We start from the raw sequence: 11,980 nt of genomic DNA on the forward strand, positions 1-11,980 counted from the left end.
TTACGGGCGCAGGCGTCGGCGAAGCCTCCAGAGCGCTCCCAAAACAGGAGCAAGCCCGATGGCCCACAGCGGCCACAGGCCGAGCCGCGACAGCCACCAGGCGACCGGGGTCGTGCCGCTGCGGCCCTGGACCTCGCCCACCAGGGCGCCGCGGGTGTAGCGCGGCAGTGCGTGGGTGACCCGGCCGCGGTGGTCGACGATGGCGGTGGCGCCGGTGTTGGTGGCGCGGACCACGGGACGATCGAACTCCAGCGCCCGCATCCGGCTGATCTGCAGGTGCTGGTCGATCGCCACGGTGTTGCCGAACCAGCCGATGTTGCTGACGTTGACGAACACCGTGGGCGCCTGCGCCGGGTCGGCGAAGCGCGCCGCCAGTTCCTCGGCGAACAGGTCCTCGTAGCAGACGTTCGGGGCCAGCCGCTGGCCCTGCCAGGCGAAGGACGGCTGGCCGATCGCGCCGCGGTTGAAGTCCCCCAGTGGAATGTTCATCAGGTCCGTGAACCAGCGGAACAGCGGCGGGATGAACTCGCCGAAGGGCACGAGATGGTGCTTGTCGAAGCGGTACACGGCGGCGCCCGGCCGCAGGCCGATGACCGAGTTGGTGTAGCCCTCCTGGAAGCCGCCCAGCGGGATCCCCAGCAGCGCCGCCTGCTGCCCGCGCTGGAACGGCGCCGCCAGCCGCTCGAGGTAGCCGTCGGGCAACTGGCCGGGCAGCAGCGGGATGGCCGTCTCGGGCGCCACCACCAGGCTGGTGCGGCTGGCCTGCAACTGCTCGGCATACCACGCCAGCGCCAGCGGGACGCCGGTGCGGTCCTCGAACTTCTCGTCCTGCGGGATGTTGCCCTGCAGCAGGGTCACGCCCAGCGGCGGGCCCTGGTTGCGCCCGGCGGGCATCCAGGCGTGTGCGCCGGCCATCACGGCGATGGCCAGCACCGCGCTCGCCACCTCGGCCCGGGCCGGGCGCACCAGCGCCGCCGCCGACCCGACGGCCCCCGCCAGCAGGGCCACGACGAAGCCGATCCCGTACACGCCCACCAGCGGCGCGAGCGGCGCGAAGGGGCCCTCCACATGCGCGTAGCCGCCCGCCCCCCAGGGGAAGCCGGTGAACCAACGTCCGCGCAGCAGTTCGGCCAGCAGCCAGAGCGCAGCGAAGGCGACCGGCGCGGCGAAGTCCAGCATGGGCGCCAGCCAGCGCCACAGGCCGGCCGCGAAGGCGTAGTACGCGCCCAGGAAGGCGGCCAGCCCGAGCACCGCCAGCACGGCAAGCGGCGCCGGCAGGCCGCCATAGGTGTGCATCGAGACGAACAGCCACCAGAAGGTGCCGGTCAGCCAGGTGATGGCGAAGGCCCATCCCAGCAGCGCGGCCTGCCGCCAGCTGCCCGCCCTTTGCAGCAGGCAGGCCAGGACGGTCAGGGACCCCAGCTGCAGCCACCACAGCGGGCGGCCCGAGCCCGGCCAGGCCAGCGACGCGGCGTGTGCCAGCCCGCCGGCGACCGCGATCAGGAGTGCCGGCAGCAGGCGGGCGATGCGGGGCGTCACCCGGTGTTGTCGTCGCTGGGCGCCGGCGCCACCTTGAACCAGCGCACCGCGCCGCCCTTGGTGTGCAGCACCACGAAGTTCAGCCCCGCCATGTGGTGGTGTTCGCCGCGCTTGGGCACGTGGCCCATCTCGTGGGCGATGAGCCCGCCGATGGTCTCGATGCGACGGTCGCCGTCGCCGGCCTCGGTCGGCGCAAGGGTCACGCCGAAGGCCTCGTTGACCCGCTCCACGGCGGTGTCGCCGCTCACCCGCCAGGTGCGGTCGGCCAGGGCGAAGATGTCGCCCTCTTCCTCGGCGATGTCGAACTCGTCCTCGATGTCGCCGACGATCTGCTCGAGCACGTCCTCGATGGTGATCAGGCCGGCGATGCGGCCGAACTCGTCGATCACGACGGCCAGGTGGTTGCGGTTGCCGCGGAACTCGCGCAGCAGGTCGTTCAGGCCCTTGCTCTCGGGAACGAACACCGCAGGGCGCAGCAGCGCACGGATGTTCAGCTCCGGCGCGCGCTGCAGCTTGAGCAGGTCCTTCGCGAGCAGGATGCCGATGATGTTCTCGCGCTCGCCCTCGTACACCGGAAAGCGCGAGTGCGCGGTGTCGATGACCAGGTGCAGGATCTCGTCGTACGGCGAGTCGATGTTGATCACGTCCATCCGCGGCGCGGCGACCATGACATCGCCGGCGGTCAGGTCGGCCATGCGGATGACGCCCTCGAGCATCACGCGCGACTCGGCGCCGATGATGTCGTTCTCTTCGGCGTCGGCCAGGGTTTCGATCAGCTCGTCGCGCGAGTCGGGGCCGGGATGGATGAACTCGGCGACCTTCTGCAGGAACGTGCGCCGGTCCTCCTTCTCGGGAGACCGCGCAGGGTGAGGGTCGGACACAGCCTTGGGATGCAGGACGTGCGGTGGTTGGGGGACCCTTAGGATAGCGGAATCGCGTGGCGGTTCCGCGCCGCCCAACCCGCCCGCCGCGATGCTCAGCTGGCGGCCTTGCGGCGTGCCGCGCGCACGCCCTGCCGGGTCTCCTGCACGCCCGCCAGGAACGCCCAGAAGCTCTTGGCCTGCTGCTTGAGCCGGTAGTCGGTCAGGGCGAACTGCTCGACCACCAGTTCGCTCATCCGCGTGTCCAGCGTCGCCGGGGGCAGCCGCAGGTGGGCTTCGGTCTCCGAGCCGAAACGCTCGAGCTTGGCGCCTGCATTGCGCGCGATCTTGAGCATCGCCGTGTTCTCGCTCAAGGCGTGGATGAACAGCAGGTCGACCCCCTCGTTGCGCGCGTGGATCGAGGCGCGCTCGAACAGGCGGCTGCCGTAGCCGCGGCCGCGTGCCTTGCCGAGCACCGACACGCCGAACTCGGCGCAGCGGCTGGCGTTCGGGTCCCGCGAGAACGCCAGGTGCGCCATCGCGATGAGTTCGAGCTTGCGGTTGTAGATGCCGAAGATCTCGTCGTGCTCGAAATCGAGGTCAGCGACGTAGCGGGCGATCTGCTCGTCGGTGGCGGTGTAGCCGAACCGCAGGTAGCGGTCGTCCGGCTCGAGCGCCAGCAGGTGCGCCAGGATGCGCCCGCGGTGCCCGGGCCCCAGCGAGCGGATGGGAACCATCACGGGTGGGGTGTCGCGGGCGGGGCTCATGAGTCCAATTTAAGGGCTTCCACCCGGAATGACAGCGCCCGCTGCGACCGCGGCGCCACCTGCCGGGCAATTGTTGGCACAGCGCCACGGCTACAGCGGCATCGCCGTGGTGGCTTTGACACGGTCCAGCACGAAGCTGGTCTTGCAGTCCTGCACGCTGGGGTGCTTGAGCAACGTGTCCATGATGAAGCGGCTGTAGTGCGCCATGTCCTCCACCACCACCCGCAGCAGGAAGTCCATCTCGCCCGTGAGCGCCACGCACTCGACCACCTCGGGCCAGGTCTGGACGCTCGCGCGGAAGAGGTCCATCGGGTTGCGCTTGTGGTGCTCGGTGTGCTTTTCCAGGCGCACGTTGATGTAGGCGGTGAGGCCCAGGCCCACGGCTTCCGGCCGCACCAGGGCCACGTAGCGGTCGATGATGCCGGCTTCCTCCAGGCGCTTGACGCGCCGGAGCACCGCGCTCGGCGACAGGCCGACCTGCTCGCCGACCACGTCGTAGGTCTCGCGGCCGTTCTGCTGCAGCGAGCGCAGGATGGCTTTGTCGAGCTTGTCGAGTGCGGCCGTTTCGGGCATGGCGCAATTTTATTGAGAGGCTTGGCGGTTTTGAGCCCGTCTCCGGCAAAAAACTGAGCACCGCTCCCCCTACAGTGCAGGCTTCGATCCGGAGACACCATGAACGCTGCCCTGCCCACCCCTTCCACGCAAGCCTTCACCGCCTGGGAGAACCCCATGGGCACCGACGGCTTCGAGTTCATCGAGTACGCCGCGCCCGACCCGAAGGCGATGGGCGAGCTGTTCGAGCGCATGGGGTTCCGCGCGATCGCACGGCATCGCCACAAGGACGTGGTGCTGTACCGCCAGGGTGGCATCAACTTCATCGTCAACGCCGAGCCCGACTCCTTCGCGCAGCGGTTCGCGCGGCTGCATGGGCCCAGCATCTGCGCCATTGCGTTTCGCGTGCAGGATGCCAAGGCCGCATACGAGCGTGCCGTCTCGCTGGGCGCCTGGGGCTACGCCGGGCAGGCGGGGCCCGGTGAGCTGAACATTCCGGCCATCAAGGGCATCGGCGACAGCCTGATCTACCTGGTGGACCGGTGGCGCGGCAAGAACGGCGCCAAGCCCGGCGACATCGGCGACATCGGCTTCTACGACGTCGACTTCGAACCGCTTCCGGGCCTGGACGCCCAGGAGGCGCTCGACCCGGCCGGTTTCGGGCTGACCTACATCGATCACCTGACGCACAACGTCCACCGCGGCCGCATGAGCGAGTGGTCGGAGTTCTACGAGCGCCTCTTCAACTTCCGCGAGGTGCGCTATTTCGACATCGAGGGGCAGGCGACCGGGGTGAAGAGCAAGGCGATGACCAGCCCGTGCGGAAAGATCCGCATCCCGATCAACGAGGAAGGCAACGACAAGGCCGGGCAGATCCAGGAGTACCTGGACATGTACCACGGCGAAGGCATCCAGCACATCGCGCTCGGATCGACCGACCTGTACGGGACCGTGGACGCGCTGCAGTTCGCGGGGGTGAAGCTGCTGTCGACGAGCGAGACCTACTACGAGTTGCTGCCCAAGCGCATTCCGAACCTGCAGGAGGACATCGGCGGACTGCAGCAGCGCAACATCCTGGTGGATGGCAAGCCGGGCGAGCTGCTGCTGCAGATCTTCAGCGAGAACCAGCTCGGCCCGATCTTTTTCGAGTTCATCCAGCGCAAGGGCAACGAAGGCTTCGGCGAGGGCAACTTCAAGGCGCTGTTCGAGACCATGGAGCTGGACCAGATGCGGCGCGGCGTGCTGCCGGGCCAGCCGGGCTGACGGCGGCTAGCGCCCTCCCTGTGTCGCTGGTCCGGCGCGGCCGGGCTGGGTCACCACCGCAAGGGCAACTTGCGGCGCAGCGTGATCTGCTTGACCCCGAGCGACACGTAGCCGCCGCGCTCCAGATCCTTGAGCAGTCGGCTGACCATCTCGCGCGACGCGCCGACCCGGCTGGCCAGCACCTGGTGGGTGATCGGCGCCAGCGTGATCGGCGCATCGGCCGTGGCGGGGCCTCGCTGCCCCTCCAGCGCGCTCACGACCCGCCCGTAGACGTCCAGCAGGGCGAGTTCCCGGGCAGTCCGCGTCGCTTCCCGCGCGCGGCGGATGACGTGGGCGACGAACTCGAGGGCGAACTCGGGACGGGCGGCGAGGTGCTCGCGCAACTCGCCGCGCCCCACCACCGAGCAGACGCAGGGCTCCAGGGTGACCACGGAGGCGGTTCGCGGTCCGCCGTCCAGGGACATCTCGGCGAAGTAGTCGCCGGCCTGCACGGTGTGAAAGGTGATCTCGTGGCCTTCAGGGTTGTTGGCGAACAGGCGCACCTCGCCCTGGAGCAGCACGAAGGTGGAATCGCCCGCGTCACCCTCTTGGACGATCACCGTGTTTTTGCGATAGCTGCGCACCATTCCGCGGCGCGCCAGCGCGCACACCACAGGTGACAGCCTGTCGAACAGACGGTCTTGCGCCGCCGCATCGGACATCGGCATGATGGCTCCCCTCCCCGAGAACCACTCTAGCAGAGCACCCGGTCCTCGCCAACGGGAATCAGTGCACCGGCTCTCCCAACAACGCAGGAGCAACAGGCGGCAGCATGGCCACCCGGCTGACCAGTTCGCGCACGCCGCTGGAACGCGTCTTGGCGCACAGGCTGCGGACGTGGCTGCGGACCGTGGACACCGCGACGTTCAGGCGTCGCGCCGCCTGTGGGGCCGAGTACCCCTGGCACAGGATGCCCAGCACGTTCTCCTCGGCCGATGTCAGCGCGTGGCTGCGCGCGAAGAAGCACAGCATCAGCGATTCGCACACCGAGGCCCGGGCGAACAGGAGGGCCGCGTGCACCGGCTGGACACCCGGTGCACGCCCGACGGGCACGACGGCGAGCGTGAGGCGGCTGCCCTGGCCCGCGGCGAGTCCGATCAGGCTGCGGCGTCCAGAGCAGGCCTTGACCAGGGCCTCGTGCAGGATCCGGGTGTCGGCCGGCGACTGCGCCTGCAGCCGGCCCTGGGAGAGCGACAGGGCGCGGCGTCCGGCCAGCTCGTGCCGGGCGGCCTGGTTGGCGTGCAGCAGCTCGCCGTGCTGGCCGGCGACGGCCACCCCATAGGCCATCTCGTCGAGCACGAGGTCGAGCGCCGGGCCCTGCAGCCAGCGCTGCTCGGTCCGCTGCGCCGGCGCGGCCGCGCCCACGGGGGTTGCTTGATCTTCCATGTCTTCTCCCTGGTGTTGTTGAGCAGCAAGAGTAGGAAGGTCGCGCGACCAGAGAAAGTGAATATGGCGGCCCGAAGTTGTGAAGGAGATCACAGCGCGCGGCGGGCGATCGGGGTCAGTCGAGCAACGCGAAGGTGCGCTCGATCACTTCGTCCCGGAAAGCCAGTTCGACGTGTGCCGCGCCTGGCACCAGGCGGTTGTCGGCTCCGTCCAGCGTCGCCACGCCCGGGGGAAAGACGACGTTGTCGCAGTTGGAGTACCAGCAGGTGAACAGCCCGGCGGCGGCCACCGAGGTGCGCTCGAGCTCTCGCAGCCATTCGCCGCCGATGCGCATCTGACGCCCGTTCGCGACCCGGCTGAAGCGGGCCAGCCAGGTGCCGCGATGGGGCGTGCCGATGGTCACCACCTTGGCGACCCGTCGCGCGCCGTCGTGCCGGCGCAGCCAGGCGCGCGCTGCCAGGCCACCCATGCTGTGGCACACCAGGACCGGCGGCTGGCGGGTCGTGGTGGCGAGCCGCGCCACCGCCTGCTCGATGGTCTCGGCATAGTCGTCGATCGAGCCGAACACCGGCTCGAGGTTGACGGCGATGAAGGGATGCCCGCGAGCTGCCGCCCGCTCCAGCCAGGGCCGCCAGAAGCCTCGGTTGCACACGAAGCCATGGATGAAGACGATCCCGCGGCGCGCATGGGCGCCAGCTGTGTCCGGCTGGTCCGGGCACCGCTGCCACGCGAACGGCTGCCGCCAGCCGAACACGCGCACGTCTGCCCACGTTTCGTGCCACCAGGCCGCCAGCATCTGGTGGACGGATGACCGGGGGGCCGGATCGTGCCGGCTGGCCCAGCGCATCAGCAACAGCTCGATCGCGAGCAGTGGGGAATGCGCGAACAGCGCCAGCACCGCGCCGGCAACCGCCAGCGCGGGCCGGGCGGGCCACCACGCCCAGCCCCAAGCGAGCGCCACGGCCAGCAGGCCCAGCACGAGTGCCTGCTGCAGGCGGGCCAGGCGCGACGTGCGCGGCATCACGCGAGCACGGCCGGGCGTCCGCCGAGACGCCGGGCCAGGCCTTGCGCCAGCCGGTTGGCGATGCCGTAGACCGACAGCTGCGGATTCGCACCGATGCTGGTGGGAAAGACCGAGCCGTCGTGCACCGACAGGTTGGCGATCTGCCAATGGGTGCCGTCCGGTTGCACCACGCCGAGCGCTTCGCGGCCGGCCATGCCGCAGCCGCCCATCACGTGCGCGCTGACCACCTTGGCCAGCAGGGGCTCCATCGGGAGGCTTTGCACAGCGGCTCGGGCCTGCGGCCAGCTGGCATAGGGCTGGGCCAGCTCGTGGACCGGCAGCACCTGGCGCGCGCCGGCCGCGAACTGGATCTGCGCCATGCTCAGGAACGCGCGGCGGGCACCGTCGAGGATGAAGTCGTTGAGCGGGTAGTCCAGTTCGGGGCTGCCGTCCGGGCGCAGCCCGACCCGGCCGCCGGTCGACGCCGGGTGGAAGCCGTCCCGCAACAAGGCCAGCAGGACGTGGGTGTGGGGGAACTGTCGCAGCAGGTCGGCCTGGGAGCGTCCGTGGCCCGGCACGGTGGAGGCGAAGATGACGGGATGCAGCGGCGGCGCCTCCAGCTTGTAGCCGATCGGTCCGTCCGGCGGCTGCGTGTCGAGGAAGTGGTCGCTGTAGATGGACTGGGGCGCGCCCTGCCAGCCTTCCACCTTGTGGCCGAGGATGGCCGCGGACATCACCACGGGATGCAGGAAGGTCCGCCGGCCGAGCCGGCCATGCGGATCGGGTGCCTGGGAGCGCAGCAGGACGGCCGGCGAGTTGATCGCACCGCCCGCGAGCACGTAGTGCCGCGCACGGATCGTCACGCGGCCCCCGCCGGCCGTTCCGGCGCACTGCAGGGACGTGACCCGGCCATTGGCGAACTCAAACCGCTCGGCGAGCGTTTCCACGAGCAGCGTCGCCCCGTGATCGAGGGCCCACGGCAAGGTGGTGACCAGCATCGACTGCTTGGCATTGGTGGGGCAGCCCATGCCGCACGAGCCCAGGTTCCAGCAGCCCTGGACATTGCGCGCGATCGCCGCCGAGGCAATGCCCAGGTTGCTGGCGCCGCGGCGCAGCAGGTCGTTGTTCTCGTTGGGCGGCATCAGCCAGGGTCCGATGGACAGGCGGCGCTCGGCCTGCTCGAAGTACGGCGCCAGGTCGGCGCTGCCGAAATCGTCCAGGCCGAACTGCGCGCGCCAATGCGCCAGGGTGGGTTCGGGGGTCCTGAACGAGCTCGTCCAGTTCACCGTCGTCGAGCCGCCGACGCAGCGGCCCTGGAGGATGGTGATCGCCTTGTCGCGCGTCTTGCGCGCGGCACTCTCCTGGTACAGGGCCGGGTAGGCCTGCGACTCGCGCTGGTGGAAGTCACTGCTGCTGCGCAGCGGCCCCTCCTCCACCAGCACGACCTGCAGACCGGCCTTGGTGAGGATCTCGGCGGTGACCCCCGCACCAGCGCCGGAGCCGACGATCGCCACGTCGCATTGCAGCGTGGGCGGCACCGCGCCATGGCCGCCGCCGGCGACCTTCCAGCCGCGGGCCAGTCCTTCACGGATGGGGTCTTGGATGCGCATGTGCTCAGACCGGCGTCGGGCCGGGGTAGCCCAGCAGCGGCCAGGCATCGTCGCCGGAGAAGTACGACGCGCCGATCATGTCGTGGAGCGCCTGGTAGACCTGCCGGCGCAGCGGCAGCCGGGAGGTCCGCATCGACTGCAGCGCGCGTTGCAGCGCCCGCACGTCGGCGCGCTGCCACTCGGGTTCGAGGCCGGCAACCACGCGACGCCCGAGCGGCGTGGCGAGCAGCGCGAGCAACCGGGACAATTCGTCTTGCGCGTGGGTCGGCAGCGCCTGCACGAGTGCCTGGGTGCGCTCCACTGCGCCCTCGAGTGCGATTGCTTGCCGCTGCGGTTCGTCGGGCAGGCTGCCGTCCAGGAAGGCGCGCGCGAGGCGGTCGATGACCAGCTGACCGGCCGCGGTGAAGCGGCCCGCCCGCCATCCGGGCTCGATCCACGCGAGCGCGCCGCCTCCGACAGCCAGCACGACAGCACCTGCGACGCCCAACTTCAGCCAGCTTCTTCTGTGCATCGGATCACTATGGCACGGCGCGTCGGCCCGGACATCGGGCCGACCCCGTGGGCCACCTGCCAGGGTCATGGTCGCCAGTGCCGCATCCAGGCATCGGCCCAGGGCGCCGATCAGCCGCGTCGGCGAGCTTCCGGGGAACCCGGCGTGCGCACCATGCTGCGGATGCGCGCGGACGCGCACGCCTCGCGCGCTGAAGCGGCTGCTGGGAACCGGGCGACGCCGCCGGCGAGGCCATGCGGCGACGCCCGCGGCGCACCTGCTGGCGGCGCGACACGCCGCCGGTCCTGTCCACGCGTTGGGCTCTTCGACGATGGCGTTGTCGCCTCGGGGACGGAGCTCGCCCGCATCCTAGGACAAGTCCGGTAGCCGTCTCGGCCGCGCTGATGACAATCGCGCGCAAAGGAGTTCTGGATGGACAAGTTCTGGCTGCGCAGTTACCCGGATGGTGTTCCGCACGAGGTCGACCCCGAGCAGTACCGGTCGCTGACGCAGTTGCTGGAAGAGTCGTTCCGCAGGAATGCCTCGCGTCCGTTCTCGGTGTGCATGGAGCAGTGGATGTCGTACCGCGAGCTCGACGAGCTGTCGGCTGCGCTGGGGGCCTGGCTTCAGGCACAAGGCCTGGAGCCAGGTGCGCGTGTGGCGATCATGCTGCCCAACATCCCGCAGTTCGCCGTCACCATGGCAGCGGTGCTGCGCGCGGGCTACACGTGCGTGAACGTCAACCCGCTGTACACGGCCCGTGAGCTCGAGCACCAGCTCCACGACGCCGGGGCAAGCGCGATCGTGATCCTCGAGAATTTCGCGCACACGCTGGAGGAGGTGATCGAACGCACGCCCGTCCGGCACGTCGTGCTGGCGGCGATGGGCGACCTTCTCGGCGCCTGGTACGGCCGATGGATCACGTTCGCGGTGCGCCACGTCGCGAAGATGGTGCCGGCCTTCAAGCTTCCCCTGGCCGACGGCCGCCGTGTCACCACGTTCCCGCAGGCCCTGGCCGCGGGCAAGAGCAGGCCCCTGAAGGCAACCCCGCAGACACTGGACTCGGTCGCCTTCCTCCAGTACACGGGCGGCACGACCGGCCTGTCCAAGGGCGCAGTGCTCACGCACCGCAACATCGTGGCAGCCATCCTGCAGGCGGAGGCCTGGTTCACGCCGGCGTTGAAGAAGGTGGGTGACGTCAGCCGGTCGAACAGCATCGCCGCGCTGCCGCTGTACCACATCTTCGCCCTCACGCTCTGCCTCCTGACCATCCGCTGGGGCGGTCACCTCACGCTGGTGCCGAATCCGCGCGACATCGGCAAGTTCATCGAAGTGCTCAAGCGGCGCCCGTTCCATCTGCTGCCGGCCGTGAACACGCTGTTCAATGCGCTGCTGCAGCACCCGCAGTTCAAGTCCGTCGACTTCTCCCAGTTGGCGGTGACGCAGGCCGGCGGGATGGCCGCCTCGGAGGGCACGGCGCGCGCCTGGAAGCGGGCCACCGGTTGCGCGATGGTGGAAGGGTGGGGGATGAGCGAGACCTGCGCCATCGGCACCAACAACCCGGTCACATCGACGGAGTTCTCCGGCACCATCGGATTGCCGCTGCCGGGCATCGACGTCGCCATCAAGGACGACGAGGGTCGCGGTCTGCCGCTGGGCCAGCCCGGCGAGATCTGCATCAAGGGCCCCAATGTGATGACTGGGTACTACAACCAGCCCGAGGAGACCGGCAAGGCCTTCACCGCCGACGGCTTCATGCGCACCGGCGATATCGGGATCATGGACGACCGCGGCTACACCCGGATCGTCGATCGGAAGAAGGACATGATCCTCGTCAGCGGCTTCAACGTCTTCCCGAACGAGCTGGAGAACGTCATCTCCCTGTGCCCGGGCGTGGTCGAATGCGCCGCAGTCGGCGTGCCAGACGAGAAGCAGGGTGAGGCGATCAAGGTGTTCGTCGTGAAGAACGACCCGATCCTCACGGAGGAGGACGTCGCGCAGTACTGCCGCCAGCAACTGACCGGCTACAAGATTCCGAAGTACATCGAGTTCCGCGATGATCTGCCCAAGACGAACGTGGGCAAGATCCTGCGGCGCGAGCTGCGAGGGGCGAAATAGGCAATGGTTGCAAGTGGCGTCCGTGGACGCCCCTCGTTTTCGTAGCGTTGCGGCATGCTGATCCCCTTTGCGGTCATCGTGGCCCACACGCACGTGCCAGCCTTCCGCAGCTTGCGTCTGCATTTCCATTCGCATGGAGCACGCACACGCCACATGCCCGCTCCAGACCTCGCCTCGAGCACTTAGAAACTGCGGCCAGGCATTTCAATGCACCCAAAGGCAAAACCCCCAGGCACTGGTGGGTGCTGGGGGTTTTGGGGCTGTAAGAGCCTGACGATGTCCTACTTTCACACGGGAATCCGCACTATCATCGGCGCAGAGGCGTTTCACTGTCCTGTTCGGGATGGGAAGGA

The 11,980-nt window shown here is 69.4% G+C and carries 11 protein-coding genes and 1 rRNA gene; 2 read left to right on the top strand and 10 right to left on the bottom strand.

Translation table 11 applies throughout. The features are described from left to right. The 4 genes from lnt to VFE82_RS19405 all read right to left on the bottom strand — a co-directional run bounded on the left by lnt (position 1) and on the right by VFE82_RS19405 (position 3,739). Positions 1–1,539: an apolipoprotein N-acyltransferase gene (gene lnt / locus VFE82_RS19390; protein WP_325001992.1), complete on the bottom strand. Its 1,539-nt coding sequence runs from the start codon at positions 1,537–1,539 to the stop codon at positions 1–3. After that, a complete protein-coding gene (locus tag VFE82_RS19395) occupies positions 1,536–2,420 on the bottom strand; it encodes an HlyC/CorC family transporter (RefSeq protein ID WP_325001993.1) in 885 nt (294 codons plus the stop codon). Before VFE82_RS19395 ends, lnt begins: the two co-directional genes overlap by 4 nt. Positions 2,421–2,515: 95 nt before the next feature. Then, a complete protein-coding gene (locus VFE82_RS19400) occupies positions 2,516–3,166 on the bottom strand; it encodes a GNAT family N-acetyltransferase (RefSeq protein WP_325001994.1) in 651 nt (216 codons plus the stop codon). A 90-nt stretch (positions 3,167–3,256) separates the two neighbouring features. Then, positions 3,257–3,739, bottom strand: coding sequence for an Lrp/AsnC family transcriptional regulator (locus VFE82_RS19405; RefSeq protein WP_325001995.1), 483 nt, complete (start codon positions 3,737–3,739; stop codon positions 3,257–3,259). A gap of 99 nt (positions 3,740–3,838) precedes the next feature. Here VFE82_RS19405 and hppD point away from each other — a divergent pair, with 99 nt between their 5' ends. Further along, entirely contained in the window at positions 3,839–4,981 is a 1,143-nt protein-coding gene (gene hppD / locus VFE82_RS19410; RefSeq protein WP_325001996.1) for a 4-hydroxyphenylpyruvate dioxygenase, read from the top strand. 50 nt (positions 4,982–5,031) lie between these two features. Here the strand turns inward: hppD and VFE82_RS19415 are convergent, their stop codons facing one another. The 5 genes from VFE82_RS19415 to VFE82_RS19435 all read right to left on the bottom strand — a co-directional run bounded on the left by VFE82_RS19415 (position 5,032) and on the right by VFE82_RS19435 (position 9,485). After that, positions 5,032–5,682 (bottom strand): Crp/Fnr family transcriptional regulator, encoded by a 651-nt coding sequence (locus VFE82_RS19415; RefSeq protein ID WP_325001997.1) that lies wholly within the window; start codon positions 5,680–5,682, stop codon positions 5,032–5,034. Positions 5,683–5,746: 64 nt separating this feature from the next. Beyond that, entirely contained in the window at positions 5,747–6,406 is a 660-nt protein-coding gene (locus VFE82_RS19420; protein ID WP_325001998.1) for a helix-turn-helix transcriptional regulator, read from the bottom strand. Between the two features lie 115 nt (positions 6,407–6,521). Next, positions 6,522–7,427 carry an esterase/lipase family protein gene (locus VFE82_RS19425; RefSeq protein WP_325001999.1) on the bottom strand — a complete coding sequence of 302 codons (906 nt, stop codon included), beginning with the start codon at positions 7,425–7,427 and terminating at the stop codon, positions 6,522–6,524. Continuing rightward, a complete protein-coding gene (locus VFE82_RS19430) occupies positions 7,427–9,019 on the bottom strand; it encodes a GMC family oxidoreductase (RefSeq protein WP_325002000.1) in 1,593 nt (530 codons plus the stop codon). The genes VFE82_RS19425 and VFE82_RS19430 overlap by 1 nt, the downstream gene beginning before the upstream one ends. A gap of 4 nt (positions 9,020–9,023) precedes the next feature. Beyond that, positions 9,024–9,485: a hypothetical protein gene (locus VFE82_RS19435; RefSeq protein WP_325002001.1), complete on the bottom strand. Its 462-nt coding sequence runs from the start codon at positions 9,483–9,485 to the stop codon at positions 9,024–9,026. A gap of 456 nt (positions 9,486–9,941) precedes the next feature. Here VFE82_RS19435 and VFE82_RS19440 point away from each other — a divergent pair, with 456 nt between their 5' ends. After that, positions 9,942–11,627, top strand: a complete 1,686-nt coding sequence (locus VFE82_RS19440) for an AMP-binding protein (protein ID WP_325002002.1) — start codon at positions 9,942–9,944, stop codon at positions 11,625–11,627. 268 nt (positions 11,628–11,895) lie between these two features. Here VFE82_RS19440 and rrf read toward each other — a convergent pair. Further along, positions 11,896–11,980 (bottom strand): 5S ribosomal RNA (gene rrf, locus VFE82_RS20050); the annotation flags it as partial.

It is taken from the genome of Ramlibacter sp. (genome assembly GCF_035655895.1).
Taxonomy (GTDB): Bacteria; Pseudomonadota; Gammaproteobacteria; order Burkholderiales; family Burkholderiaceae_C; genus Ramlibacter.

Excerpts from the sequence above, each read along its gene's own strand:
- VFE82_RS19425 (WP_325001999.1), bottom strand. The coding sequence starts at position 7,427 with ATGCCGCGCACGTCGCGCCTGGCCCGCCTGCAGCAGGCACTCGTGCTG.
- VFE82_RS19420 (WP_325001998.1), bottom strand. The coding sequence starts at position 6,406 with ATGGAAGATCAAGCAACCCCCGTGGGCGCGGCCGCGCCGGCGCAGCGG.
- VFE82_RS19405 (WP_325001995.1), bottom strand. The coding sequence starts at position 3,739 with ATGCCCGAAACGGCCGCACTCGACAAGCTCGACAAAGCCATCCTGCGC.
- hppD (WP_325001996.1), top strand. The coding sequence starts at position 3,839 with ATGAACGCTGCCCTGCCCACCCCTTCCACGCAAGCCTTCACCGCCTGG.
- VFE82_RS19440 (WP_325002002.1), top strand. The coding sequence starts at position 9,942 with ATGGACAAGTTCTGGCTGCGCAGTTACCCGGATGGTGTTCCGCACGAG.
- VFE82_RS19400 (WP_325001994.1), bottom strand. The coding sequence starts at position 3,166 with ATGAGCCCCGCCCGCGACACCCCACCCGTGATGGTTCCCATCCGCTCG.
- VFE82_RS19430 (WP_325002000.1), bottom strand. The coding sequence starts at position 9,019 with ATGCGCATCCAAGACCCCATCCGTGAAGGACTGGCCCGCGGCTGGAAG.
- VFE82_RS19415 (WP_325001997.1), bottom strand. The coding sequence starts at position 5,682 with ATGTCCGATGCGGCGGCGCAAGACCGTCTGTTCGACAGGCTGTCACCT.